This window comes from Streptomyces sp. cmx-4-9 (genome assembly GCF_046548835.1).
Taxonomy (GTDB): Bacteria; Actinomycetota; Actinomycetes; order Streptomycetales; family Streptomycetaceae; genus Streptomyces.
Genome location: NZ_JAEBEE010000005.1, coordinates 1 through 26,966, shown reverse-complemented (window position 1 = coordinate 26,966; position 26,966 = coordinate 1). Strand labels below are relative to the sequence as shown.

General features: G+C 74.7%; 17 protein-coding genes and 1 pseudogene. 8 read left to right on the top strand and 10 right to left on the bottom strand.

All coding sequences use genetic code 11. The features are described from left to right. Positions 1-226: 226 nt before the first annotated feature. Positions 227-2,014 (bottom strand): glyoxylate carboligase, encoded by a 1,788-nt coding sequence (gene gcl / locus ACLJTM_RS16510; RefSeq protein ID WP_411104351.1) that lies wholly within the window; start codon positions 2,012-2,014, stop codon positions 227-229. A gap of 308 nt (positions 2,015-2,322) precedes the next feature. Between gcl and ACLJTM_RS16505 the strand changes: the two genes are divergently transcribed. Further along, a complete protein-coding gene (locus tag ACLJTM_RS16505) occupies positions 2,323-3,261 on the top strand; it encodes a hypothetical protein (RefSeq protein WP_411104350.1) in 939 nt (312 codons plus the stop codon). Positions 3,262-3,314: 53 nt separating this feature from the next. Further along, positions 3,315-3,803: a glutathione peroxidase gene (locus ACLJTM_RS16500; RefSeq protein WP_411104349.1), complete on the top strand. Its 489-nt coding sequence runs from the start codon at positions 3,315-3,317 to the stop codon at positions 3,801-3,803. Positions 3,804-3,955: 152 nt separating this feature from the next. Here the strand turns inward: ACLJTM_RS16500 and ACLJTM_RS16495 are convergent, their stop codons facing one another. Both ACLJTM_RS16495 and ACLJTM_RS16490 read right to left on the bottom strand, forming a co-directional pair. Then, positions 3,956-5,656, bottom strand: a complete 1,701-nt coding sequence (locus ACLJTM_RS16495; protein WP_411104348.1) for an AMP-binding protein — start codon at positions 5,654-5,656, stop codon at positions 3,956-3,958. A 45-nt stretch (positions 5,657-5,701) separates the two neighbouring features. Next, positions 5,702-6,864, bottom strand: a pseudogene (locus tag ACLJTM_RS16490) (winged helix DNA-binding domain-containing protein). Positions 6,865-7,228: 364 nt separating this feature from the next. On the opposite strand from ACLJTM_RS16490, the gene ACLJTM_RS16485 reads away from it, so the two are divergent. Beyond that, on the top strand, positions 7,229-7,672 hold the full coding sequence (locus ACLJTM_RS16485) for a DUF6153 family protein (RefSeq protein WP_411104765.1): 444 nt from the start codon (positions 7,229-7,231) through the stop codon (positions 7,670-7,672). A gap of 79 nt (positions 7,673-7,751) precedes the next feature. Beyond that, positions 7,752-8,414: a DUF305 domain-containing protein gene (locus ACLJTM_RS16480; RefSeq protein ID WP_411104347.1), complete on the top strand. Its 663-nt coding sequence runs from the start codon at positions 7,752-7,754 to the stop codon at positions 8,412-8,414. 161 nt (positions 8,415-8,575) lie between these two features. On the opposite strand, the gene ACLJTM_RS16475 is transcribed toward ACLJTM_RS16480, so the two are convergent. After that, positions 8,576-9,112, bottom strand: a complete 537-nt coding sequence (locus ACLJTM_RS16475) for an FABP family protein (protein ID WP_411104346.1) — start codon at positions 9,110-9,112, stop codon at positions 8,576-8,578. Between the two features lie 162 nt (positions 9,113-9,274). On the opposite strand from ACLJTM_RS16475, the gene ACLJTM_RS16470 reads away from it, so the two are divergent. Next, the gene (locus tag ACLJTM_RS16470) at positions 9,275-10,180 is read left to right on the top strand and encodes an ion transporter (RefSeq protein ID WP_411104345.1); all 906 of its coding nucleotides are present in this window, start codon (positions 9,275-9,277) and stop codon (positions 10,178-10,180) included. A 13-nt stretch (positions 10,181-10,193) separates the two neighbouring features. On the opposite strand, the gene ACLJTM_RS16465 is transcribed toward ACLJTM_RS16470, so the two are convergent. The 5 genes from ACLJTM_RS16465 to ACLJTM_RS16445 form a co-directional block, all read right to left on the bottom strand. Beyond that, on the bottom strand, positions 10,194-14,087 hold the full coding sequence (locus ACLJTM_RS16465; protein ID WP_411104344.1) for an SAV_2336 N-terminal domain-related protein: 3,894 nt from the start codon (positions 14,085-14,087) through the stop codon (positions 10,194-10,196). Beyond that, positions 14,084-15,148 carry an AAA family ATPase gene (locus ACLJTM_RS16460; RefSeq protein WP_411104343.1) on the bottom strand — a complete coding sequence of 355 codons (1,065 nt, stop codon included), beginning with the start codon at positions 15,146-15,148 and terminating at the stop codon, positions 14,084-14,086. Before ACLJTM_RS16460 ends, ACLJTM_RS16465 begins: the two co-directional genes overlap by 4 nt. Before the next feature lie 143 nt (positions 15,149-15,291). Then, the gene (locus ACLJTM_RS16455; protein WP_411104342.1) at positions 15,292-17,385 is read right to left on the bottom strand and encodes a hypothetical protein; all 2,094 of its coding nucleotides are present in this window, start codon (positions 17,383-17,385) and stop codon (positions 15,292-15,294) included. Next, a complete protein-coding gene (locus ACLJTM_RS16450; RefSeq protein ID WP_411104341.1) occupies positions 17,382-18,716 on the bottom strand; it encodes a hypothetical protein in 1,335 nt (444 codons plus the stop codon). Before ACLJTM_RS16450 ends, ACLJTM_RS16455 begins: the two co-directional genes overlap by 4 nt. A 142-nt stretch (positions 18,717-18,858) precedes the next feature. Next, positions 18,859-19,200, bottom strand: a complete 342-nt coding sequence (locus ACLJTM_RS16445; protein ID WP_411104340.1) for a nuclear transport factor 2 family protein — start codon at positions 19,198-19,200, stop codon at positions 18,859-18,861. Positions 19,201-19,410: 210 nt separating this feature from the next. On the opposite strand from ACLJTM_RS16445, the gene ACLJTM_RS16440 reads away from it, so the two are divergent. Then, entirely contained in the window at positions 19,411-22,926 is a 3,516-nt protein-coding gene (locus ACLJTM_RS16440; protein ID WP_411104339.1) for an AfsR/SARP family transcriptional regulator, read from the top strand. A gap of 16 nt (positions 22,927-22,942) precedes the next feature. Here ACLJTM_RS16440 and ACLJTM_RS16435 read toward each other — a convergent pair whose 3' ends face one another. Continuing rightward, positions 22,943-23,128, bottom strand: a complete 186-nt coding sequence (locus ACLJTM_RS16435; protein WP_411104338.1) for a hypothetical protein — start codon at positions 23,126-23,128, stop codon at positions 22,943-22,945. A gap of 287 nt (positions 23,129-23,415) precedes the next feature. Here ACLJTM_RS16435 and ACLJTM_RS16430 point away from each other — a divergent pair, with 287 nt between their 5' ends. Both ACLJTM_RS16430 and ACLJTM_RS16425 read left to right on the top strand, forming a co-directional pair. Continuing rightward, positions 23,416-24,792, top strand: a complete 1,377-nt coding sequence (locus ACLJTM_RS16430) for a helix-turn-helix domain-containing protein (protein WP_411104337.1) — start codon at positions 23,416-23,418, stop codon at positions 24,790-24,792. A 202-nt stretch (positions 24,793-24,994) separates the two neighbouring features. After that, a partial coding sequence (locus ACLJTM_RS16425; RefSeq protein ID WP_411104336.1) for a condensation domain-containing protein occupies positions 24,995-26,966 on the top strand: 1,972 nt, incomplete at its 3' end.

Below are 26,966 nucleotides of genomic sequence, written 5' to 3'. Positions count from 1 at the left end.
AGGCGGGGGCGGGGGGAAGGCGCCGGGTCTGCCGGCCGGGGTGGGACGGGTCAGCGGCGTCCGGGTCCACCGCCCCGTGGGCGGCCCGCCGGCCGCCCCGGCGCGAGGGAGTCCGGCCCGCCCGGCGGCGGCCCTCGGACATGCAGACCGGCCCCCGCCCCTCCGTGTGGAGGGACGGGGGCCGCCGTGCACTGCGTACCGGACCGGTCATCCGGTCACGCGGTGATCAGACCTGGAGGGCCTTGATCGCGGTGGGGGCGTGGCCGGGCTCGGTGGCCAGCTCCTCGAACTCGGTGACGTCGCTCATGTCGACCGTCTTGCTCATCGAGATGTTGGTGATGCGCTCCAGGATCGCCTCGACGACGACCGGGACCTGGAACTCCTGGGCCAGCTTCTTGGCCTGCTCGAACGCCGCAGCCAGCTCGTTCGGGTCGGTGACGCGGATCGCCTTGACGCCCAGGCCCTCGGCCACCTTGACGTGGTCGACGCCGTAGACGCCCAGCTCGGGGGTGTTGATGTTCTCGAACTCGAGGTTGACCTCGAAGTTGATGCCCAGGCCGCCCTGCGCCTGACGGATCAGGCCCAGGTAGGCGTTGTTCACGAGGACGTGGACGTAGGGGACCTTGTGCTGCGCGGCGACCGCGAGCTCCTCGATCATGAACTGGAAGTCGTAGTCGCCCGAGAGCGCGACGATCGGGGTCTCCGGGTCCGCGGTGGCGGCGCCGATCGCGGCCGGGATGGTCCAGCCGAGGGGGCCGGCCTGGCCGCAGTTGATCCAGTTGCGCGGCTTGAAGACGTGCAGCATCTGCGCGCCGGCGATCTGGGAGAGGCCGATGGTGGTGACGTAGCGCGTCTCCGGGCCGAAGGCCTTGTTCATCTCCTCGTACACGCGCTGCGGCTTCATCGGGATGTTGTCGAAGTGCGTGCGGCGCTGCAGGGTGGCCTTGCGCTCCTGGCCCGAGGCGGCCCAGGCGGAGAAGTCCGGCAGCTTGCCCTCGGCCTTGAGCTCCGTGGCGATCTCGATGAAGAGTTCCAGGGCGGCCTTGGCGTCGGAGGCGAAGCCGAAGTCCGGGGCGAAGATCTTGCCGATCTGGGTGGGTTCGATGTCGACGTGGACGAACTTGCGGTCGCCGATGTACGCGTCGAGGTTGTAGCCGGTGTGGCGGTTGGCCCAGCGGTTGCCGATGCCGAGGACGAAGTCCGACTCCAGGAAGGTCGCGTTGCCGTAGCGGTGCGAGGTCTGGACGCCGACCATGCCCGCGCTCAGCTCGTGGTCGTCGGGGATGACGCCCCAGCCCATGAGGGTGGAGATGACCGGGACGCCGGTGAGCTCGGCGAACTCGACGAGTTCGGCGGCGGCGTCGGCGTTGATGATGCCGCCACCGGCGACGATCAGCGGACGCTCGGACTCCAGCAGGAAGCGCAGGGCCTTCTCGGCCTGGGCGCGGGTGGCGCGCGGCTTGTAGACCGGCAGCGGCGCGTAGGTCTCCGGGTCGAACTCGATCTCCGTCAGCTGGACGTCGATCGGGAGGTCGATCAGGACCGGGCCCGGACGGCCCGAGCGCATCAGGTGGAAGGCCTCCTGGAACACGCCGGGGACCTGGGCGGCCTCCAGGACGGTGGTGGCCTTCTTGGTGACCGGCTTAGCGATCGAGGCGATGTCGACGGCCTGGAAGTCCTCCTTGTGGAGCTTCGAGACCGGAGCCTGACCGGTGATGCACAGGATCGGGATCGAGTCGGCGATCGCCGAGTACAGGCCGGTGATCATGTCGGTGCCGGCGGGGCCGGACGTACCGATGCAGACACCGATGTTGCCCGCCTTGGCACGCGTGTAGCCCTCGGCCATGTGCGAGGCACCCTCGACGTGGCGGGCCAGCGTGTGGTTGATGCCGCCCACGTTCTTGAGCTCGCGGTAGAACGGGTTGATCGCTGCGCCGGGCACGCCGAAGGCTTGCGAAACGCCCTCGAGCTTGAGGATCTCCACTGCAGCGGCGGCGGCTGTCATACGGGGCATCGAGTTCTCCTGCGGGTCCGACGGTCAGGCTTTTCCGTAATCCGGAAGTTTTGTTCTGCTATACGGAACAAGCTAAGCGGCGGTTCCGCGCACGTCAAGGCGCTTCCACACCCCGGAACCCACCAAAAGCCGCGCCTTGCCCCGTCAGTTGCACGAATCGGCCGGACCCCGGCCGGAATCCGGCGCAATACGAGGACTCGCTCCCACCAGCCGCGGCCGGTGGGGGAGCATGGATCCACGCACGGCGACGCATGCACGGCGACTCGTGCACGGCGACGCATGCACGGCGACGAAGGGATCCGGGTCTCATGGCGGAAGCGGTACCGGTGCGCTGCCCGGGGTGCAGGCGCGAGAACAGCTACACCTCCCCGGTCTTCCCCTGTGCCTGCGGCAGCCCGGTCGTCCCGCCGCTCGACCTGACGGCGCCACCGGAACCGCTGACCCACCGGACCTGGTCGGACGCCTGGGTCGCGGTGCGGTGCACGAGTTGCGGCCGGGAGAGCGAGTGGCCGCATCCGGAGGTGGGGTGCCCCTCCTGCGGGACGGTGGTGCGGCTGCCGGTCCACCCCTTGGAACCGGCCGCTCCGGCAGCGGGAGCGGGAGCGGCGGTGACGGGAGCGGGAACGGCCACCGGCGCGGGCGCGGGCGCGGAGGCGCAGCGGCACGCGGAGCCCGCAGGCGAGGCGGCTACCGGCACCTCCCCGGCGGGCTCCCGCCCGCCGACGGCCCGGCAGCGGCCACTCGCCGACCGGCCGGGACGCCGGCCGACCGGGTCCGGGACGGGACCGGCCGCATCCGGTTCCGGTTCCGGCCGCCCCGCCGGGGGCGCGGAGGCCGAGGGCGCGGGGGCCGCTCCTGCGCGGCCGCCCTTTCGCCCGGTGACCATCCGTACGGCCCGGGACGCGGTGGCCACGGCCGCCCTCTACCTGCGCTGGCTGGGCTTCCGGGACGTCCGGCAGCCCGACGCCCGGCCGATCCCCTCCGCGGTGGTGGACCTGCGGGCTCCGGGCCTGGTCGCCCAGGTGGACCCGACCACCTCGCCCGCCGGGCTGCGGGCGGTGGAGTGCGTCTGGCTGAACGGGCTGACGGCCTCCGCGACCAGCGTCTACTTCTCCCTCGCCGGATACACCGAGGACGCCCGCACCCGCGCGGACGACCTGGGGATACCGCTGTTCGTGATGGACCTCACCGGCATGCCGCTGCCGGTCAACGACCCGGCGGACGAGTTGGTCGGCGCGGGGGCCTAGGCTCGGGGGTTCAGCCGCCCTGTGTGGAGCCCCCGCCTGCCGAGGAGAGCCCGATGAGCCTCTACGACATCCCCCTGACCACCCTGTCCGACGAGCCCACCAGCCTCGCGGCCCACAAGGGCAAGGCGATCCTGGTCGTGAACACCGCCTCGCAGTGCGGGCTCACCCCGCAGTACTCGGGCCTGGCCCGCCTGCAGTTCGCGTACGAGGCCAAGGGCTTCACCGTGATCGGCGTGCCCTGCAACCAGTTCGGCGGCCAGGAGCCCGGTAACGCCGACGACATCCAGACCTTCTGCTCGGCCGGTTTCGGCGTCACCTTCCCGATCCTGGAGAAGGCCGAGGTCAACGGTGAGCACCGGCACCCCCTGTACCAGGAACTGGTGAAGACCCCGGACGCCGAGGGCGAGGCCGGGGACATCCAGTGGAACTTCGAGAAGTTCCTCATCTCCCCCGCCGGCGAGGTCGTGGCCCGCTTCCGGCCGCGCACCGAGCCCGAGTCCCCCGAGGTCATCGCGGCCATCGAGGCGAACCTGCCCGCGTAGGGCCGGCCGCCTGCCCGCCCGGGCCCGGCCAGGCCGGGCCCGGGGCCGGCTGCCGTGCGGGAGCCGCGTACGCACGCGTACGCGTGCGTACGGGTCCGCATCCGTACGGGTTCGCGTACACCTGCGTACGAGCTCCCGGCGGCAGGCGCGCCCTAGCCCAGGTCGGACTCCTCGTACTCCGCCGTCGAGCCGGCCGCGGTGAGGTCCCGCAGCTCCACCCGGCGGATCTTGCCCGACACGGTCTTCGGGAGCTCCCCGAACTCGATGCGGCGGATCCTCTTGTACGGGGACAGCACGGCGCGGGAGTGCGCGAACAGCACCCGGGCCGTCTCCGGCCCGGGCTCCCAGCCCGCGGCGAGCGTCACGTACGCCTTCGGGACGGCCAGCCGCAGCGCGTCCGGGGCCGGTACGACGGCCGCCTCGGCGACCGCCTCGTGCTCCAGCAGGGCGCTCTCCAGCTCGAACGGGCTGATCTTGTAGTCGGAGGCCTTGAAGACGTCGTCGGCCCGCCCGATGTAGGTGAGGTACCCGTCGGCGTCCCGCGAGGCGATGTCCCCGGTCCGGTAGATCCCGTCCGCCATGGCCTCCGCGGTGCGCTCCGGATCGTCGCGGTAGCCCGTCATCACCCCGGCGGGACCGGTGCGCAGGTCGACGCACAGCTCGCCCTCCTCCGCGGACTCCTTGCCGCTCACCGGGTCGACCAGCACGATCGTGTAGCCGGGTGCCGGGCGGCCCATCGAGCCGGGCTTGACCGGGGCACCCGGGAAGTTGCCCACCTGGAGGGTGGTCTCGGTCTGCCCGAACCCGTCGCGGATGGTGATGCCCCAGGCCTCGCGCACCTTCTCGATCACCTCGGGGTTCAGCGGCTCCCCGGCGGCCACGGCTTCCCGCGGCGGCGTGGCGAGCTTGGTGAGGTCCGACTGGATCAGCATCCGCCACACGGTGGGCGGGGCGCAGAAGGTGGTCACGCCGTGCCGGTCCATCTCGGCCATCAGCCGCTCGGCGTCGAACCGGGCGTAGTTGTGGACGAAGACGGTCGCGCCCGCGTTCCACGGGGCGAAGAGGTTGGACCAGGCGTGCTTGGCCCAGCCGGGAGAGGCGATGTTGAGGTGGACGTCGCCGGGCCGCAGACCGAGCCAGTACATGGTGGAGAGGTGCCCGATGGGGTACGAGGCGTGCGTGTGCTCGACGAGCTTGGGGCGGGCGGTGGTACCGGAGGTGAAGTACAGCATCAGCGGGTCGGTGGCGAGGGTTTCGCCGTCGGGGGTGAACGCGGGGTCGGCCGCGTACATGTCCTCCAGCCGCAGCCAGCCCGACGGGACGTGCTCGCCGGCGGCGATGCGGGTGTAGCCGCCGGGGACCTCGTCGAACTTGGCCGCGTCCTCGGCGCGCACGACGACATGGCGGACGCGGCCGCGTTCGATCCGGTCGCGCAGGTCGGCCGCGCCGAGCAGCGGGGTGGCGGGGATGACGACGGCGCGCAGCTTCATCGCGGCGAGCATGACCTCCCACAGCTCGCGCTGGTTCCCCAGCATGACCAGGACCCGGTCGCCCGCCGCGACTCCCTGGCCGCGCAGCCAGTTCGCGGCCGCGTCGGACCGTACGGCCAGCTCGCCGAAGGACACGCTGCGGCTGGTGCCGTCCTCTTCGACGATCCGCAGGGCGTCGGCGCTGTTGCCGGTGGCGATGCGGTCGAACCAGTCCAGGGCCCAGTTGAAGCGGTGCGGCCGCGGCCAGGTGAATCCGGTGTACGCGCCCTCGTAGTCCCCCCGGCGCTCCAGCAGGAAGTCCCGCGCGGCAAGGAACTGGTCGGCGGCGCTGTTACGGGTGCTGTTCTGCGTGCTTTCGGTCATGCCCCGCATCGTGCCGTGTCAGGCGAAAGGACGACTAGAGCGCCGTCAGCCGCGGATTGACCCGAAGCGCACGGAACCGCCCGGGCCGGCCCCGGACCGGACGGCGGACCCGGGGGCTGATCCGGTGGGCTCGGCCGGTTCGCGGGCGGCCAGGGCGGCGATCATCCGCTGCCCCTCCTCGACGATCGCCTCCTTGCGCGACTCGGTGGCCGTACCGAAGAGTTCGACGGTCAGCGCGGTGCCGTCGAGCTTCCACAGCCCGGCGAGGAACCCGTCGAGCAGCAGGGTGCAGTGGGCCTGGTTCCCGCTCCAGCTGCGGCCCTTGAGCTCCGGGGGCACCACCCGGCTCCGGTCGGCGTGCGAGAGCAGCACATTGTCGAATTCGGGGAGGAAGCGCGGCGGCGCGGGCGTGTCGGGGTCGGGGCGGGGGGCGTCGGGCAGATCGAAGAGCTCGACGCCGTTCTCGTCGCGGAAGACCGCCAGGTCCGGCCGCAGCCGTTCGAAGGCCTCCCGCAGCCGCGTCAGGCCGGCCCACACCTGCATGTCCTTGACGGAGGCCGGCCCGAAGGCCGCGAGGTAGCGCAGGACGACCTCGTCCACGGGTTGCGCCGGGCCGGCGGCGGCGCCGAGCCATGACTCGACGGTGGTCAGCCGGACCTGTCCGCTGCGCCCCCAGACACCGCGGGGCGTGACCTGCACGAGCGGCAGCCGGCAGCGGGCGGCGACGGACAGCGACTGCGGGTCGGCCCCGGGCCATTCCCGGAGCAGCTCCTCGCGGTCTCCGCCATGGTGCGCGGCTTGCTCTCGACGAAGGCGCGGGCGAGCCCGGTGAGCTTCTCCAGGTCCACTCCGGCGAGGCCCTTGCGGAAGTGGTTCACCTCGCGGTCGCGGGCGGGCTGGACGAACGGGCGCAGGGCGAGGGCGTCCTGGGCGGTGTGCGTATGGATGGTGGAGCGCAGGGTGACCATGCGGACCACCTCCCGGGACTCCATCAGCCCGGCCAGCTCGGCCGTCCGGAACCCGGCCAGGCGGGCGTACAGCTGGAAGTAGGGCGGCTTCACGTTCTGCGCCTGCAGCCCGATCAGGTGCTCCACCGCCCCGGTCACGGACATCTCGGCCCGGCTGAGCAGCAGCTGACGGGCGAGCGTGGCCCGGTTGAGGGCGCGGGTGCCGAGTACGGAGTGCGGGTGCAACGTCCTGGAGGCCATGGGCAGCACGCTAATCCCTCTTGCGGACATCTTCTGTCCGCAAGAGGTGAGGGGGCCGGGGCCGGCCGGTCGCCCAGGGCGCCGCGTACGCACGGAGGACCCCTGCCCGCCTGTCGGCCCTGCCGACGGCGCCGAAGCCGGGCGTGCGGGCCGGGGCGTGACAGCCGTCGCGGAACCGCACCCCGGCGGCGGCGCCTTGCCGGCCGTCGCCGCACAGGAGACGCGACCGAGCACCGCCCGTACCGCGAGCACGGAGGGACGGGTGAGGCGGCCGGTCTGCTGGTTCACCGGGATCCGGGGCCGTTGGGCCGAAGGGCGGAGCGGGGGCGCCGGGGGTGCGGGCTGCTCGTACGATGAGTGCGTGATTGCCGCCGCGTACCGTACGAGCCGCCGCCCCGCCGGGCCGGGGTTCGTCCTGCTGGTGCTCGCAGTGCTGACCGGCGTCCTGGCCATGCACGGGCTCGGCCCCCGGCCGGCGCCGGCTGCGGGCCCCGGTCAGGGCCCGGGCCGCGGGCGGATGGCGGTACACACCGCCGCTGGGCACGCCGGAGCCGTGGAGGCCGCCGAGGTTGCAACCGGGGCCGCAGCGCACCGTGCCCACCCCGGCGGGGGTTCCGCGCACCTCGATCACGCGGACGGAACCTGTGCGGCCGCCGGTGTCGCCTCCGCGTACGCGCCGCCCGTGCCCGTCGCGGCCGTCGGCACGGCCGCGCCCTGCATGCGGCCGCCCAACGGGTCTGCTGGGGCCTGCGCCCTCGCGGGCCGGGCGCCGCCCGACCTGTCGGAACTGCAACTCCTGCGGATATAGGACCGCCGCGCGGCGCTGCCCGCGTTCCGGCACGTCCTCATGTCCGCATGCCGTCCTTCCGTGAAGGAGTTGCACCACCATGACCGCACACCGTTCCTCCGTACGCCGCTGCGCCGCCCTGGCGGCCGCCGCCACCGCCGCCCTCGTCCTCACCGCCTGCGGCGGCGGGGCCGGCGGGGGTTCCGTCGGGCACAACGGACACCCCGCCGGCTCCCCGTCCGGGACCGCCACCGGTACGACGTCCCCCGCGACGGAGCCGGGGCAGCACAACGCCGCCGACGTCGCCTTCGCCACCGGGATGATCCCCCACCACCGCCAGGCCGTGCAGATGGCCGGCCTCGCAGCCACCCGGGCGCAGTCCCCGCAGGTCAAGCGGCTCGCCCAGGAGATCAAGAAGGCCCAGGACCCGGAGATCGCCACCCTGTCCGGGTGGCTCACCGCCTGGGGCGAGCCGGTGCCGGCGGAGGGCGCGGATGCCTCCGGGCATGCCGGGCACGGCGCGGGCGACGGCGCCGGGATGATGTCCGCCGAGGAGATGGACCGGCTGGGCAAAGCCTCGGGCCAGGCCTTCGACACCGCCTTCATGGAGCTGATGATCAAGCACCACGAAGGCGCGGTGGAGATGGCGCGCACGGAGCAGGAGCAGGGCGCCGCCGCCGAGGCCAAGGCCTTGGCCGTCGCCGTGGTCACGGCGCAGTCCGCCGAGATCGACGTCATGAAGGGGCTGCTCGGCAGGAGCTGACCGCCCCGGAGCCCGCGGGGCCGGCCGGCCGGTGTCCCCCACCGTCCGTCCGGCCCCGCCGGACCCCCGCGGCCCACGCCCGCATCCGCGCGCACGTCCGGCGCAGACGTCAGACGTCAGACGCCCACGTCCGACGCGGCGCGCACGTCCGGCGGGTCCGTTCAGGCGCGGCGCAGCCGGGCCGCGAGGTGGTGCTGCATGGGCTGGCCGACCGCCGCCATCTCCTGTACGGACATCAGCTCGTCCTCGCGCATGCTGTAGCGGCGCCGGGTCCCGGTGACCTCCTTGGCCAGCGGGGTCCGGGCCACGTCCACGGTCTCCAGTTCGATCTCCTCCCCCGCCACCCGTCCCACCAGGACCTCGACGATGCCGGTGGCGTGGGTGAGCACCACCTCCAGCGAGGCGTCGGGCATGACCCGCCACCATCCGGCCTCCCGGCCCGCGGGCCGGACCGCCTTACCGGAACCGTCGATCAGCCAGGCGCGGGCCTCGTAGCGCAGGAAGGGCCGGCCGTCGTGGCTGAAGCTGACCTCCTGCTCGTAGGCGAAGTCCTGCTCCAGGGTGGGGTACTCGCCCCGTCCCCGGCCGTGCCAGCGTCCCAGCAGGGGCAGTACGGGTTCCAGCTGCGGGTGCGGTCCGGGTCCCTCGCCGAGGGTGTGGCTGTCGGGGAAGGGGTTTTCCTGAACCGGTTCGAGCACGGGGCACACTCCTACGCGATCTCTGCTGCCGAGAGGTGAAGCGTAGCCGTGGCGGGTGAAACCCCATCGGATGTCGGGCGTTAGAAGGACGGATCAGGGCGCCCGCCGGGCGCGCCGTCCCACGTCGACGACGTGCGCCACCCGCACAGCACGAGGAGCGAGATGACGGACCCGATGCAGGCCCGACGCAGGCGGATGAGACTGGCGGCCCGGTGCCGGGTGGTCACGGAGGCCCAGGCGTTCGGGGTGGTCGTCTTCTGCGCGATCCTGTTCAACGCCTGCCTGATGGGGCTGGAGACGTACAGCGGGCTCGCCGTCGAGTACCGGCAGGCGCTGCGAGCGGCGGAGGACTGCTGCCTCGCCCTGTTCACGGTGGAGATGCTGCTGCGGCTGGGTGCGTACGCCGACCGGCCGAAAGCATTCTTCCGCGATCCCTGGAACCTTTTCGACCTCGCGATCGTGGCGTCCGCCTTCGTCCCGATGGTCCGTGAGAACACCACCGTCCTGCGGCTGCTGCGGCTCGCCCGCGTGCTGCGGACCGCCCGGTTCCTGCCGCATCTGCGGATCCTGCTCATCGCCGTCGGCCGCAGCGTGCCGGGCACCGCGAGCTTCCTCTTCGTCGGGGCGCTGGTGCTGTACGTGTACGCCATGGTCGGCTGGGTCTGCTTCGCCGAGTCCGACCCGCAGCATTACGGCTCCGTGGGCCGGGCCGCCCTCACCCTGTTCCTGCTGACCACCCTGGACGGGCTCACCGACGCGGTCCGTGCCGGGCTCCAGATCTCCCGCCTCAGCATCATCTACTACGCGTCCTATGCGCTGCTGGCTTCCTTCGTGCTGGTGAACGTGCTCATCGGGGTGGTGCTCAACTCCCTGGACGAGGCACGCGAGATGGAGGCGGAAGCGCACCGGGCGCCGCCGCCGGGCAGCAAGGGACCGGACCCGTCGTCCGAGGTCAGGGAGCGCATCGCGACGGCCCGCCGGGCGCTGGACGAGATCGAGGCCGGGCTGGACACGGCCGACCGGCGGGCGAGCCGCCAGCTGGAGGCCGCCTCACGGGGCGCGGGCTGAACGGCCGGACCGCTCAACCCCGCGGTCCGGGGCCGGGACCGGGGCCGGGACCGGGGCCGGTGTCAGGACCAGGGCCAGAGGCCGGGCCCGGTGCCGGAACCCCCTCCCCCTCCCCGTCATCGAGCAGGCGCAGGTGGTAGGCACCGTCCCGGCTGCGTTCGGCCCGCCAGCGGTCGGGGTCGTCCGCGGAAGGCAGTGCGACACCGGTGGCGGAGGTGAAGCGCACGCCCTCGAACCGCACCCGGCCCCGGAAGTGCGCGTGGTCGAAGGTGACCGGGCCTTCGAACAGGGCGCCGGCGCAGTGCAGTCCGCCCTCCCAGTTCGCGTACGAGAAGAACGCCGGGCCGGTGAAGACGGCGTGGCTCATCCCGGTCGGGCCGCGGAAGTCGGTACGGCTGAAGTCGGCCGGCCCCTCCACCCGCATCCCGTCCAGGGACACCGAGACGGCCAGGACCGCCCGGTCGAAGGTCACTCCGTCGTCGAAGCACGCGTCCGCCAGGGTCAGCGGGCGCGCGAAGACCGTACGGGGGAAAGCGGCCCGGCCGTGGAAGCGGCTGCCGCGGAAGCCGGCCTCGCCCTGGAAGACGGCTCCCTCGAAGGTCACCCGGCCCGCGAACGTGGCCTCGTCGAACGAGGTCCGGCCCGCGAACGTGGCCTTGCCGAAGGAGGCACTGTCCGCGAACTCGGCTTCGTGTGCCGTCCAGTCGTCCACGAAGTGCGCCCGGTCGAAGGCGGCCCGCCCCAGCCGCGGGCGGCCGGTCCCCGCTTCCCGCAGCGCATTCAGGACCCGGGCAAGCAGGCCGCCCTCGAAGGTCGTCCCCCGCAGGTCCACCGGCGATCCGGGACCGAGGGACGCCAGCTGGGCGGCTTGTTCCGGGCCGTCCAGATGGGCCAGGCACCGCCGGAAGCCGGGCAGCCGCACGCCGATGCAGCCGAGCGGATCGACGTCGTCGGCGCCCGTGCCACAGTGCGGCCAGCCGAGGCCGGCGCTGCGGATCCCGGCGACCTCGATGAGCGCCCGGCCCAGTCGGCCGGGGTCCCCGATGCACAGCCACCCTCCGGCCGGACCGGTCATCGGGAGCAGGGGGGTGTGGACGTCGGGCCGCAACAGCGTGCGGACGCTCTCGTACAGTGCGTCGGACAGGACGAGGCGCAGGGGCGGTGCGTGGTCGGGGCGGGGCCGGCCCGTGGCCTCGGGGCGGGCGAGGAGCCGGACGGCTTCCGCGACCGCCTCCCCGCGGGAGCCGGGGTCCTCGGCGCGCATCGGACCGGCGCTCGCCCCGACCACGACGGCCAGCTCCGCATGCGCCGGGTCCTGCCTCAACTCGGCGAATGCGTCCGGCAGGTCAGCGAGGACCCGGCCCGTTCCGGCAAGGGCTTCCGGGGCGTCCACCATGAGGAACAGTTCGGCTTCGGAGGATTCGACGACCCGTCCGGCCACCCTGGTGCGGGCCAGGATCCTGCGCAGGAGGGTGGCGACCGCCGGTCCGGCTGCCGGTCCGGATCCGGCGCCCGAGCCCCTGATGACCCTGACGACCAGGCACATCGGGGTGCCCGGCCGCTCGGCCCACCGTTCGGCGGGGGCGGCGGACACGGCCGGGCCGTCTGAAGCGTCCGACGTCCGGCCGGGGTCCGTGGAGGCGGCGAGTGCGGCCTGGAAGCCGGGCTGGCGGAGCAGGGCCTGCGCCGACAGGAACACCATGCGGTCCGGCCAGACCCCGTGCACGATCCCGACGAGCGCACCCCCGCGGGAGACGGGAGCGCCGCGGTAGTGGGTCCAGGTCTCGGGTTCGGAGGACAGGCGGACGAGCTCGCCGTTGCGGGCACCCTCGGACGGAACCGCCTCGCCGGTCAGGGACACCGGTTCGCCCTGCCCCGTGTACCCGTCGACGCGCAGCCGCTCCGTTCTTCCGCCGGACCGGGGCTCCCCCCAGGCCGGCGGCTGCGGCCAAGTGTCCGGGTCGGCCAGGTCACGGTCGGCCGCGAGGAGGAAGACCCGGGGGGAGGCCTCGTCCCACCACACCGGCTGGCACATCACCTCCCGGTCGCCCGCGCGGACCCAGGCGACCACGCCCGAGGCGGCCCGGCCGTCGCCGACCGTGAGCACCAGCCGCGGGGTCAGCAGGGTGCCGACCTCCAGGGGTTCCGGGGCGGAGTCGTAGCGGACCCGCACCACCCGGTCCCGCAGACCCCCGTCCCGCAGACGACCGTCCCGCGGCTCCCGCAGCGCCGCCCGGGGTTCCGTGGCGATGTCGGCGGCCGTCGTCGCGGCCGGGGCCGGGGCCGGGGCCGGGGGCAGGTCCCCGGCCGGGCGGGGCCGTGCCGCGAACGGGATCGCCCCGTCGGGGACCACGCGGCGGCCCTCCTTCCCGGTGCTGACCTCGGTGGCGGAGAAGTCGGGTCCGGTACCGCGGTGGCGGGACATGAACTCCCAGACCCGGCGCCGCACCAGTTCCCGGACCGCGGCCACGTCCCCGCGCAGCTGGGCCCCGAGCAGGGCCTCGCGTACGCCGGGCAGGAAGTGGAACTCGACCTCCGCGGGGCTGCGCTCCCCGTCCTCCCACGGTGCGAACAGCCCGCCGAGGGCGACCTCCGCCAGGTGGCCGTGCTCCGAGTCGCGCAGCAGGGAGCGCCGGACCAGCGTCATGACGGGCAGCGTCAGCGGGACGGCCGCCAGGTGCGCGGCGAGCTGCTGGGCGGTCGGGGAGGCCTTGGCACGGAAGCGCTCCACGGCTTCGAGTGCGGAGAGGGGCCCGGCCGGCTCGGACGGAGCGCTGTCCGCTTCGCGCGGCGCGTCCGCCGTGCGGGCCGGTTCCGCGTCCAGGCGCAGGCAGGCCAGGCGCCGCCACCGCCCGTCCCCCGACACCACCCGTACCAGCCGGGCCAGGCTCCCCGAGCCGGTGCCGACCACCGGGACGACGGCCGGGCCGGGGCGGCGCGGTCCCGGCCGGGCCGGACGGGCGCGGCGGCCGAGCGGGACCTGCTGCCAGGACCGGGTGGCGGCGGCGGGCCGGTCGGCGCGGACGGCGAAGGGGACGGGCCGGACGGCGCCCCGGGTCCAAAGCCGCTCGGGGAGGAGGTTCAGGACGGCCACGGCGTTGTGCCCGCACCAGTGGCGCAGCACTGCCTGGAGGGGGCTCTGGCGCCAGCCGCCCGCGACGGTGTCGGAGAGGACGAGGATCAGGCGGCGGCCCGCCGGGTCGGCCAGTTCGAGGGGGTTGCGGGGCGGGCCGCCCCGTCCGCGGGTGAGCATCGGGGCCGCGCCGGGGCCGGTGCCGGCCAACTGCCAGGTACGGACGTCGCGGAAGACCCCGCTGCGGGTCAGGACCTGCCGGAGTTCGTCGACGTGGTCCGCCCAGAGCAGCATCGAGGGATGGGTGTCGACGACGAGGGCCAGGTCCAGCCAGCGGCTCTCGGCGGGGCGCAGGACGGGGGTCGGGACCATCCGTTCGATGCTGCGTTCCACGGTGAGCTGCTCGTCCAGTTCCTCGCCCGGTCCGCCGATGGAGCGGCGGCCGACGGGGCGCAGGGAGCGCATCAGGGCGAGGGGGTCTTCCAGGGAGGCCGCGCGGGGCAGCCGCAGGGGTGTTCCCCGGCGTCCGCCGGCGGACCCGGCCGGCGCACGGGCGGGTCCGGGCGCGGGTCCGGGCGCGGGTCCGGGGTAGAGCCGGGCGGCCGGTTCGCCCCCGTCTGCGGCCCCGGGGTCCGCGGTGGCGGCGGTGTCGTACGGGTCCGGTGCGGGGGCGGGCCGCTGCGCCGCGGCCGTGTCGGCGGGCGGCCGGAAGACGGCCGGGTCCACCCGGGCGGCCAGCCACAGGATGTCGGCGATCTCCTCGGCCCCCGCCGCGGGGTGCGGGCCGCTGCCTCCGGCGCCTTCGGCGAAGGCGCCGAGCAGCTCCTCGATCATGCGGTGGGGCCCGTCAGGTGCTGCATCACCGTGCCGAGGAACCGGTCGCGGTCGTCGGGGTCCGACCAGGCGCCGGCGAGGCGGAGCTGGATGGCGTTCAGGAGCTGGTCGGTCGCCAGGTCCCCGTCCTCCGCGCGTTCGAGGAAGCTCCGGACGAGTTCCTGGTACTCCTCCCGGCCGTCGATGTCGACCTTGAGGCGCTGCTGCACGATGCGGGCGAGCTTGTCCAGGCGCGGCGGTTCCAGGTGCAGCCGGACGCAGCGGCGCAGGAAGGCGGGCGGGAAGTCGCGTTCGCCGTTGCTGGTGAGGACCACGACGGGGAAGTACCGGCACTGGACGCGGCCCTGGGTGATGCGTACGGCGGCATCCGGGTCGTCGTCGGTGCCGATGGCCACGGTGGGGTCCTCCTTGGCGAGCCGGGCCAGTTCGGGGATGTCGAAGCCGCCGTCCTCGAAGACGGTGAGGAGGTCGCCGGGCAGGTCGATGTCGCTCTTGTCGATCTCGTCGACGAGCAGGACCCGCGGCCGGTCCTGCGGCAGCAGCGCGGTGCCCAGCGGCCCCAGGCGCAGGTAGCGGGCGATCGAGGGGCCGGCCGGGGCCCCGGAGGCGTCGGGTCCTGCCGGGAAGGCGGGCGTGCCGGGGGCGCGCAGCTGCTCCAGTCCGGCTTCCTGGAGGCGGCCGATGGCGTCGTACAGGTAGAGGCCGTCCCGCAGGACGGTCCGGCTGGTGATCGGCCAGTGCAGTACGGGGCCCAGCTCCAGGTCCGCGGCGATGCTGTAGGCGAGCGTGGACTTGCCGACGCCCGGTTTGCCGGTGATCAACAGGGGCCTGCGCAGGTGAAGGGCGGTGTTCACCACGTCCTTCTCCGGGTCGTCGGGCACATAGCCCTGCCCGCGGCGCCGGGTGCGTTCCCAGGCCGGTCCCGCGCATCCGGGCGGCTCGTGGTCCGGGTCGGGGGTGCCGGTGAAGTCCCGCCAGGGCGGCGGGGGTGCGGCCTCCAGGCGGGCGCGCCGGACCGCGCCCTCACCGGTCCCGTGGTACAGCCACCAGTCCTTCGCCACTGCCTCTTCCTCCATGGTCGGGTGTCGCGGTCGGTCGCGGTCGGTCGGGGACGGGCGTCGGGTCGGCCCGGGTGGCCCCGGGTCGGCTCGGATGGGGTCGGTCGCGGTCGGCGTCGGCATCGACATCGGCACGGGCATCGGCGTCACGACAGGGAGCGGAGGGTGAGGGTGTCGTCGGGATCGTCCCACAGCAGCACCAACCGGTCTGCCCCTTCGGCCGGTTGGCCGTCCGGACCGGCGGTCCGGCCGGCGCCCGCGGCGGCCCGGCGCAGCTCCCGTACCCGGGCGGGCAGCGCGAGTACGTCCAGGGCGGCGGGGTCCGGGGCCTGGTCCGGGCCACCGGGCGGTGCGAGCAGCGCGAGGAGTCCGCCGGGCGGTGCGCCGCCCCCGCGCCGCCACACCATCACCGGGACCCCCCCTTCGAGTACGGCGTCCAGCAGGGCCTCGGTCCGGGTTCCCCCCGTGGTGTGGGCGAGCACGCAGGCCGGTGCCGGTCCCGCTGCGAGCTCCAGCCCGAGGACGTCCGTGACCTCCGGGTCCGCGAGCGTCCGGACCGCGTCGGCGTGCCGTCCGCCCTGGCGGCCGAGCCAGGCCCACTTGCCGCGCCAGGGCGCCTGCGCGTCCTCGCGTTCCTGCGGGCAGCGCACCACCACCTGGTGGAGCAGGCCGAGGGCCCGGGTGGTGCGGCGGCCGGGCCCGCGCGGTACCGGCCACTGGTCGAAGGCGGTGTCCAGCAGCTCGTACGGCACGTGGAACTCGATGCGCTCGACGCCGTCGAAGGGCTGTCCGGCGTCGGGGCCGCCGCCGGGGGTGCGGGCGATCCCGCCGAGCCGGTGCACCAGCTCCTCGCGTACGGCGTCCAGGCCGACCGGGCTGCCCTCGGCCTCCCAGACGTGTTCGGTGACCTGCTGCCGGCCGTGGTCGCGCCGCAGCCACATGCGGGCCAGGTAGCCGCTGCCGCCGCCCGGGGGTGCTTCCAGCCGGACGTGCAGGGCCGTCCTGCGGGGCGGGGCCGGCGGCGGGGGGAGGGCGGGCAGCCGCAGCCGCTCCCGGGTGCCGTGCACCCAGTCCCGCAGGCGGGCCGCCCACGGGCCGTCGCCCGCCGCGGCCCGGTCGGCCAGGAAGCGGACGAAGGGCACCGCGAGCGGCATGCCCTCCGGGCCGCCCTGCCGTTCGTCCAAGTCCTGCACCACCTCCAGCAGGCTGTCCCCCGGCAGACCGCCGGCGACGGGGGCGGCGCAGCCGGCCGCCTTGAACGCCCAGGTGTAGGCCTCGTGGGCGCAGCGCGGCAGGTCGCGGCCTTCGAAGAGTTCGCCGAGCGCGTCCCAGGCGCTCTGGTCGAGCCGGGGGGCGCGGGCCGGAGCGGCTCCGGGCCGCTCCTCGGGGTCTTCGTCCAGGAAGGAGCAGGCGTCCCAGTCCCGGTCCACGAGGAACTGCGGCAGCTGCCAGCCCTCGCCGCGTTCGCGCAGTTCCTGGAAGCTGCGGTGGATGCTGCGGGCGGCGGCCGGGAGCCCGGTGACGCCCTCCCGTACGGACCGCTGGCCGAGTTCGCCGATCAGGGCGTCGGTGAAGCGTCCGGCGCCGCGTTCGGCGTCGTTCTGCGCGGCCTCGCCCTCGCGGGAGGCGTACAGCCGGAACTGGCGTCGGCCGGGGACGGCGCTCCCGCCGCCGTAGTCGGTGGTGCCGAAGTTCAGCCGGCCGTCGCGGGGCGCGCTGACCCGGCAGCAGTCCACGAGGGCGGCCTGCAGCGGGAACCGGCGCCGGGTGACCAGGTCGGTGCGCCACCAGCGCAGCGCCGAGTCGAGGTTGAGGTGGCGGATCTGGCCGGCGCTGGCATCGGCGCAGGGCAGGATCAGCTCCTGGCGGTGCTGCCCGAGGTAGCCGTGCCCGGCCCAGAAGATCCACAGCAGGTCGCCGTCGCACTGCGGGAGTTCGTCGAGCAGGGCCGCCTTCACATTGGCCTCCGTGGCCGGGCGGTGGGCCGCCCGCAGTGCGGCCATGGGCGGGGAGTCGGGCCAGTCCAGGGAGTCCGGTTCGTCGAGCGGGGACAGCAGCAGCCGGACGTTGCCCGGGGGCACCTCCCCCGGGCCGGTCAGCCAGCGGGCGAACCGCAGGGCGTCGCGGGCGGGGCCGCGCAGGTCCCAGTGGCGGCTGATCCCGTACCGCTCGACCCCGGCGACGAGCGCGAAGGTGCGCCGGGGGCCGAGTCCCGGGGGCAGCAGGCCGGGGGGAATCACCCGGTCCCCGCCTCGGCCACCGCCTGTCCGATCCGCTCGTAGAGGGAGTCCTGCTTCCAGTAGGCGCTGTGGCTGGCGGGGAAGGGCTGGCGGCTGGCGACCTCGTGGTCGCTGACGCGCGGATCGCCGGGGAAGACCGGCCCGGCGAGGTAGGAGAGCACGTCCTGGCGGTCGTACACGTTGAGCCAGTGCGGGAAGCCGGGCGGCAGCTGCGCGCCGGGCGCGAGGGCGGTCAGCGCCCCGAGTTCGTGGAGGAAGGGCGCCTGCGAGCCGACGGTGACGAGGAGGTGCGCGCCGGGGACGGGCTCGCCCCGGGCCGCGGCGAGGGCGAGGAGGTCCACCAGGGCGATCCCGCCGAGGCTGTGCCCGATGAGTACGGTCGCTCCGGGGGCGGCGGTGATCCGCTCGTGCAGGAAGTCCCGGAGGGCGTGGCCGCGGGCCTGGTAGCGGAGGATGTCGCCGACGGCGGGGGTGGCTCCGGCGGTGAGGGAGCCGCGCCAGGCGTTGAGCAGGGGCTGGGTGGTGACGCGCTGGGCGAGCCGGCCGAGGACGGCGGCCGCGCGGGAGCCGGGGAAGCGGGCGTCGCCGCCGAGGCGGGCGGTGAGCAGTTCGACGAGGCGGTCCCGCTCGGCGCCGGTGCAGTCGGCCTCGGCTCCGGCGCGGGCGAGGGCGTCGGCCGTCACGGCCCGGGCGAGGGCGGTGGCCAGTTCGCGGGCCTGGGCTTCGCCGGTGGCGCGCTGCGCGGCCCGGGCGGCCTCTGCGGAACGGGCGACGGAGTCGAGGGCTGCGGGTAAGGAGGCGGCGAGTCCGGTGCCGTGCAGCAGTGCGGCCAGTTCGGCTCCGGCGGCGCCCGCTTCCCCGTCGGGCGCCGGGGGGCCCGTCGGCGGCTGTCCGGCGGTCCGGGCCAGCAGGTCCAGCAGGTCCCGTACCCGGTCCCCGGCGGAGCGGACGCCGGGCATGGCGAAGGCGTCGTCGCCGCCGTCGCCGTCTGCGGTGTCCCAGCCGGCTTCGGCCAGTACCCGTACCTCGCAGAGCGGGTCGGCGAACAGCAGGGCCCACTCGGCCGTCCCGGCGTCCACCGGGTCGGGTCGGGCGTCCCCGGGGCCGGGTTCGGCGTCCCCCGGGCCGGGGCCGGCGGGTACGGGCCGCGGGCGCAGGCCCGGTACGGAGACGCCGCCGGCTCCGAGGGCCGCGCCGAAGCGGTCGCCCCAGTAGCAGGACTCGACGGACGCGTGCGGGAACCGGGCGGTGAGGCGGTCGCGGACCAGGGCGAAGAGCGTGTCGTGCCGCTCGCGCCTGACCCCCGTGCCGTGGACAAAGAGAAAACGCATCGCCGCCCCGCCCCCCTCGTGCAGTCGTCCCCGCCCGCACCATAGCGCCGCCCGGCGGACGCGGCGCCGGGAACGGCCGGGTTGGTCGCAACCCCCCGGGGCGTCAACCTGTGCCGCGCCCGCCGCGCCCGGACCCGGGAGGTCAGCGGTGGTGGGCCGGTCCGGCCCCGTAGTAGCGGCGGCAGGCCCGCAGCATGCCCTCGGCGGAGAGGGTGAACACGTCCACGAAATCCTGCTGTTGGGGCGAGAGCCGGCCCATCGCCACGACGCAGTCCCCTTCGGCGACGATCCGGGTGATGTGGTGGCGCGCACCGGCGGCGGGGCGTTCCAGCTCGGCGACGCCGAGGGCGCCGGCGTGCAGGAGGGAGCCGTATCCGTCGAGGTCGCCGCAGTCGAGGTAGTGGTAGGCGAGGCGTACGTGGTCGACTCCGGAGTCGGTGACGACGGGGCTGGGCGGGAGCCTCCTGGCGTTCCGGCTGTTCATGGGGGGATGTCCTTCCGTACGGCCCGCACCCCGGCAGGTGGCGGCAGGTACCACCGTGCGCCGCGGGCGCAACTCGGTGCTATCGCGGGCCTATCACCGGCCGCGGGAACCATCACGGAATCTCCACACCATTTACAACCGGAGAGGTGTTCGGGAAGACTGACCCTCGCGCTCCACTCGTTCTCAGGCGTGCCCCCAGCTGGGAGACTCATGACTGCTTCGCCCGGCGGGGTGCCGGCCACCCCGGATTCCGTCGTGTTCCGGATTCTCGGACCGTTACAGGTGACCGGCGGCGGTGGTCCGGTCAGGGTCCCGCCGGGACGCCAGGAGGTCATCCTGGCCGCCCTGCTCCTGGAGGCGAACCGCGTCGTCAGCACCGACTACCTGGTCGACCTGATCTGGGACGACGAGCCGCCGGACACGGCCCGCACCCAGGTGCAGATCTGCGTGTCGCGGCTGCGCAAGCTGTTCACGAAGGCGGAGATCGCCGCGGCCATCACCACCCGGCCCCCCGGGTACGTCCTCAAGACCGAGGGCGATCTCGTCGATGCGGCCGTCTTCGCCCGCAAGGTGGCCGACGCCCGCATGCTGGGCCGGCAGGGCGGCGCGGCCGAAGCCGTGGAACTGCTGCGCAGCGCCGGCGAGTTGTGGCAGGGCGACTGCCTCAGCGGGGTGTCCAGCGACACGCTGCGCAGCAAGGCGCTCCAGCTCGACGAGGAGCGGCTGATCGCGGCCGAGACCCGGATCGAACTGGAGTTGGACCTGGGGCGCCACCACCAGCTCGTCGGCGAGGTCCAGCTGCTGGTGCGGGTCCACCCCTTGCGGGAGCGGCTGCGGGGGCAGCTGATGCTCGCCCTGTACCGCTCGGGCCGCCAGGCGGAGGCCTTGGAGAGCTACCGGGTGGGCCGGGAGCTGCTGGTGGAGGAGTTGGGCCTGGAGCCGGGCGGGGAACTGCGCCGGCTGGAGTCGGCGATCCTGTCGGGCGAGGTCCCGGCCCCGTCCGGGCAGGTCTCGGACGGATACGGCGGCCGGTCGCAGACCCGGCCCCCGGGCACCTCCCGTGCGGGCACCCGGACGGACGGCGGTGCGACGGCGCCGGCCGGCGGGCACGGGCGCGGGGAGGACAGACCCGGCGGCGGGAGATCCGGCTCCGGGGAACCGGGCGGCGGGCCGTCCGGCGGCGTCGGCGGACCGGACGCGGGGGCGGGAGGCGGTACGCCGCCGCGCGTCCGCGGGGACGCCCTGCCGCGCCCGGCGGAGGCGGCCGTGGCGGCGTTTCCCCGCCAGGCGGGCTCCGACCTCACCGCGGCCGGGGCGCCCCGGCCGCGGGGCGGGACCGCCGACCCCTTCGAGGGGCCCGCGTACCGCGAGGAGGCTCCGCGCCAACTGCCGGCCGACACCTCCGACTTCGTCGGCGACGAGGAGCAGATCGACCGGATCGAGCGGAACCTGCTCGGTGAGGGCGGCCGGCGTGCCGTGGGCCTCGCCGTGATCGTCGGGAAGCCCGGCACCGGTAAGTCGACCCTGGCCACGCACATCGGGCACCGCCTCAGCGAGACCGGTTTCCCGGACGGCCAGTTGTACTGCGATCTGCGCGGCACGGGGGCGCCCGCGACCGCCGCGGAGGTACTCGGCCGGTTCCTGCGGGCCCTGGGCATCCCCGGCCCGGTGATCCCCGAGTCGCAGGACGAGCGGGCCGAGATGTACCGGACGCTGCTGGCCTCGCGCAGGGTGCTGGTGGTGCTCGACGACGCCGCGTCCGAGAGCCAGATCCGCCCCCTGCTGCCCGGCAGCAACAGCTGCGCGGTGCTGGTCACCAGCCGGGTCCGGCTGACGGGACTGCCCGGGGCGTACCGCGTCGAACTGGACGTCATGGACACCGAGCGGGCCCTGGAGCTGCTGGTGCGCGTCGTCGGCGGCGACCGCGTGGCACGCGAGGGAGCCGCCGCCGAGGCCCTCATCCGCACCGTGGGCGGACTGCCGCTCGCGCTGCGCATCGTGGCGGCCCGGCTGGCGGCCCGCCCGCACTGGACGCTGGCCTCGATGGTGCACCGCCTGGCCAACGAGCGGCACCGCCTCGACGAGCTCACGCACGGCGAGATGACCATGCGGGCCAGCCTGTCCCTGACCCATGACGGGCTGGCCGCCGAGGACCGACGGCTGCTGCGCCTGCTGAGCCTGGCGCAGGGCGCGACGCTGCCGGGATGGCTGGCCGGAGCCCTGCTCGACGACCACCGGCCGTTCCCCTCGGACCTGTTGGAGCCGCTGGTCGACGTCCAGATGCTGGACGTCGTCGGGGTGGAGTCCACGGGCGGGTTCCGCTACCGCTTCCACGAGATCATCCGGGTCTTCGCCCGGGAGCAGCTCGCCGTGCACGACGAGCCGGCCGTGCAGTCGGCGGCGCTCGGCCGGATGATGGGCGGCTGGCTGTCCCTGGCGGAGCAGGCCCACCGGCGGATCTACGGCGGGGACTTCACGGTGCTGCACGGCACGGCACCCCGCTGGGAGCCGCCGGCGAGCTGTGTGGACGAACTGCTCGTGGACCCGCTGGAGTGGCTGGACAGCGAGCACGCGAACCTGGTCCAGGCCGTCGAGCACGCGGCGCGGGAGCAGATGGACGAACTGTGCTGGGACCTGGCGACGACCCTGGCGACGCTGTTCGAGGCGCGCGGGTACTTCGACGACTGGGAGCGCACGCACCAGCTGGCCCTGGAGGCCGTCCGGGCGGCGGGCAACCGGCGCGGCAGCGCGGCGCTCCTCAGCTCGCTCGGCGCGCTCTACCTGGGCCGCAGCCAGCCGGAGGAGTCTCGTACAGCGCTGACCTCGGCGCTCGGGGTGTTCCAGGAGCTCGGCGACCGGCAGGGACTGGCCCTGTGCCACCGGGACCTCGCACTGCTGGAGCGGATGCGGGGCAACGAGGACCGGGCGATGACCCTGTACGACCGGGCGCTGCGGGATTTCGACCTGGTCGGTGATGTGGTGGGCAGGGCCATCGTCCTGACCCAGAGCGCGCACATCTGGATGCGGCGCGGGCAGACCGCGGCCGCGCAGAGCCGACTGGACGAGGCGCTGTCCATCTACCGCTCGGTGGGCTACACGGGGGGCCAGGCGCGGACCATGCGCCGGGCGGGGCAGCTGCTGCAGGGGCAGGGCGAACACGACCGGGCTGTACGGACGTTCAGCGAGGTGCTGGAACTGTGCCGGGACGGCGGGGACGTGATAGGCGAAGGGCACCTGCTGCGGGACCTGGGGCACGCGTACGCCGAGATGGGCCGGGGCGAGGCGGCTCAGGGGTTCTATGCGCAGGCCCTGTCGGTGCGGGAGCAGATCATGGACCAGGGCGGTGCCGCGCTCGTACGGATGGACCTGGCGCGGCTGCTCGCGGCGAGTGGTGGTGCCGCGGAGCTCTCCCGGTCGCGGGAGCTGCTGGAGACGGCGGTCCGGGCGTTCCGTGACCGGCGGATGGAGCCGGAACTCGCGGAGGCGGAGCGGCTGCTGGGCCCGGCGGGGCCGGGGGGAGCGCTTGCTCCGGCGGGTGCGGCCGGTGCGGGCGGTTCGGTCGGTGCGGGTGGTGCGGCCGGTGCGGGTGGTGCGGCCGGTGCGGGCGGTTCGGCCGGTGCGGCCGGTGCGGGCGGTTCGGCCGGTGCGAGTGGTGCGGTGGTTGCCCTGGACGCGCTGGCGTCCGTGGTGCGTGCGCCGGCGACGGGTTCCGCCGCCGGGGTCTGAGGTCCGCTGCGCGGCGTCAGTCCCAGGGGTTGGTCTCGTGGGTGGCGGTCGGCGAGGGGGTGGCCGCCGCGGGGACGCTGGTGCCGGCGGGGGTGGCGGGGACGGCCGGGCCGTCGGCCTGGGCGACCTGGGTGCCGAGTACGGCGGCCCCGGCGAGGGCGACGGTGACGAGGGCGGCGCGGACGGCGTGGGCGAGGTTCATCTCGGGTCCTTTCGTCGGTGCGCTCCGGCTCTTCCGGGGCGCTCCCTGGCTTGTGGACACCACGTTAGGAACGGCGGGAATCCCGGGACCGGCCCCGCTCCTATCGCCGCGCTATCACGCCGCGGCCTCCCGTCCGGGCGGGGAGTGCAGGCGATAGGACCGGCCGCCGGGGGCCGTTCGCAGCGGGATGCCGGGGCGATAGCGGGCTGCCGACGATGGGAAGCAGGAACCGGGCCACCTCACCCCAGGCCGCGCCGTTCCCCACCACCTTCGCCGGGAGCGCACACATGAACGGGCACACCACCACCGCGCACACACCTGCGCAGCACCTGTCGACCGGTCCCACCGCCGCCACGGCGCTCGGCCCCCTGATACGCGCCCACCGGCTGCGGACCGGGCTGACCCAGCGGGAGCTGGCCGACCTGTCGACGATCAGCGTCAGAGCCATCCGCGATCTGGAGCAGGGCAAGGCCAGACGGCCCCGCCCCGACACCCTGCGGCTGATGGCCGACGCGCTGCGTCTCGGCCCGCGGGCCCGGGCCGCGCTGGAGGCGGCCGCCCAGCAGGGCCGGGCCGCCGGTCACGGCCCGGCCGAGCTGCCCGCGCCGCCGGCCGCCCTGCATCCGGTGGTGGGCCGGGACGCGGAAGCCGCCGTCCTGGCAGGGGAACTGGCTGCGGGCACCGAGCGGCTGGTGAACGTGGTGGGGCTGACCGGGGTGGGCAAGACCCGGCTGGCGCTGGAGGTCGCCGCCCGCCTCCACACGGCCGGGATGCCGGTGCTGTGGCACGCCTTCCCGGGGGCGGCCGCCGACTACCTCGGCTGCGCCGGCGGCGAGTCGGCGGACCAGGTCGCAGCGGTGGTGGCCGGTCTGTGCTCGCCGGCACCGGGGCGGCCCGACGAGGTCCCGGAAGCCGTCGCGGACCTTGCCGAGCTGCTCGGCGAGCAGCCGGCCCTGCTCGTCCTGGACGGGGCTCCGGCGAACCCGCCGCGGGTCGACCGGCTGACCGGGCTGCTGCGCGCCTGCCCGGGGCTGCGGCTGCTGGTCACCTCGGACCGGCCGTGGGAGGTCCCGGGCGAGCGGATCTTCCTGCTGGCTCCGCTGGAGGTGCCGGGTGAAGGCGCGGTGGACCCGGCCGCCGCGGCGGTACGGGTCTTCCTCGACCAGGTCCGGCGGGTGCGGCCGGAGTTCGTTCCGGTCCACGCCGACCTGGAGCGGGCTGCGTGGATCTGCCGCCGTCTGGACGGGCATCCGGGGGCGCTGGCGGCCGCGGCGTCCTGGCTGGTGGTGTGCGACCTGGCCGCCCTGTGCCAGAGCCTGCGCGCCGACCCGGCGGCCCTGCTGGACCACCTGGGCACGGGCAGCGGCGCAGCCGCCGGGGCGGAAGGCTTCCGCACCGCGCTGCGGGACCGGATGGACCGGCTGCCGCCGGCCGCCCGGGAGCTGCTGCTCCGGCTCTGCCACCGCCCCGACGAGGAGTTCGCGCTGGCCGACCTGACCGGGCTCACCGGACTCGGGCTGGCGGAGTGCGGCCGGATGCTTCGTGAGCTGCTGCTCGGCGGGGCCGTCCGGGCCGCCCACGAGGGCGGCAGCTCCCGCTTCCGGGTGCTGGGCCTGGTCCGGGCCGCCTGCGGAGCCGGCCTGGCGGCTGCCGCCGGGGCGTGAACTGCTTCCCGAGTGCCGGAGCAACTGCCGCTGTGGCCCGCGGCCCGCGGGTTGGATGACGTACGGCCGGACCGCCCAGCAGTCCCGACGCACCACCGCCGCTGACCGCGGCGCCTTCCCCGCACGACCCAGCCCGTCCCACCGCCGATCCATGGTGCTTCGGCGCAATCCCGCCGCAGAGACTATTCCGAGGAGCCAGTGCATGTCCCCCAACGCGTCCGACCAGGACACCGCGCACGGGCCGGCCGCTGTGCGGCTGCCCCTGTCCGCCGCGCAGCGCGACATCTGGATGGCCCACGGCCTGGACGCCTCGGGCTGCCGCTACAACATCGGGGAGTACCGGGAGATCCTGGGAGCGCTCGACGCCGACCTGTTCGCCCGCTGCTGGTACCAGCTGGCGCGGGAGGCGGACGCACTGCGGCTGCGCGGCACCGGGGCGGACGAGGACGGCGGCCTGTGGCAGCTGCTGCACCCCGAACCGGAAGGCCGGGCCCTGGAGCTGCTGGACCTCAGCGGGGAGCAGGACCCGGGGGCGGCGGCCCGTGAGCGGATGGCCGCCGAACTGGCGCGGCCCTTCGACCTGACGGCCGACTGGCTCACCCGGCACGTGCTGATCCGGGCGGGCAGGACCGACGAGGGGGTGGAGCGGTGGTTCTACTTCCACGCCTTCCACCACCTCGCCATCGACGGCATGGGCATCTCCTTCCTCGACCGCCGGCTCGTCGAGCTGTACGAGCAGGCCGGCGCCGGGGAGCCCTGGGGGCCGAGCCCCTTCGGCTCGCTGGCCGGTCTGCTGGCGGAGGAGGAGGCGTACCGCTCCTCCCCGGAGGCGGCCGCGGACCGCGCGCACTGGACGGCGCACCTCGACGGGCTGCCGCAGACCCCGCGGCTGGGCGAGGGCAGGTCGGGCGGAGTGCCGGTGCGGGGCGAACTGCCCTTCGTACGGCGGACGGTGGTGCTGCCACCGGACCGGGTGGAGCAGCTGCGGGAGGCGGCCCGGGCCCGCCGGGCGCCGTGGACGATGCTGGTGATCTCGCTGGTCGCGGGGTACCTGCACCGGGTCAGCGGAAGCCCGGAGCTGGTGCTGGGACTGCCGGTGACCGCCCGGCGGACGGAACTGGCACGGTGCACGCCCGGCATGCTGTCGAACGTGGTGCCGCTGCGGATCGCGGTGGCGGCAGGGGGGTCGGCCTCGGACCTGCTGGGCTCGGTGGTCGCGGAGACCCGTACGGGGCTGCGGCACCAGCGGACACGGTATGAGGACATCTGCCGTGACCTGGGCCTCGGCGAGGGCGAGCGGCGGATCGCGGCCCCACTGGTCAACATCATGGCGTTCACGCCGGGGATGCGTTTCTGCGGGTTCCCGACCACCCAGCACAACCTGAGCAACGGCCCGGTGGAGGACCTCGCGGTCGGCGTGTACGACCTGGGGCCGCAGGACGGCCTGCGGATCGACTTCGACGCGGCAGCCGCGGTGTGCGACATCGCGGCGGTGGCGGGTCACCAGGACCGGTTCGTACGGTTCGTGGAGGCGGTGCTGGAGGACCTGGAGCTGCCGTTGTCGCGGGTGGAGCTGCTCGGGGAGGCCGAGCGCCGGCAGGTACTGGAGGAGTGGACCGGCTCCCGCGCCGACATCGGGGAAGGGACCCTGGCGGAACTCTTCGAGGAACAGGCCCGCCTGCGCCCCGACGCCCGCGCCGTCGTCTTCGAGGACCAGGAGGTCACCTACGCGGAGCTCGACCGCCGCGCCAACCGCCTCGCACACCACCTCGCCGCACAGGGCCTGCGCCGCGGACACCTCGCCGGCATCCTCCTCGACCGCGGCACCGACTTCGCCGCAGCCGTCCTCGCCGTCGTCAAAACCGGCGCCGGATACGCCCTCCTGGACCCCGAGTTCCCCGACGAACGCCTCACGGGCACCGCCCACGACGCCACCCTCCACACCCTGGTCACCGATGCACGCCACCACCTGAGGGTGAGCGGCCCCTGGCACACCACCCTCACCGACACGGACCGTGACCTGATCGACGCCCGGGCGGAGACCGGTCTCGGCGTGGTCCTGACGCCCTCGGACGTGGCATGCGTGATGTTCACCTCCGGCTCCACCGGCCGACCCAAAGGCATCCTCTCCACCCACCGCAACCTCGTCTCCACCCTCACCGCCCAGACCTACG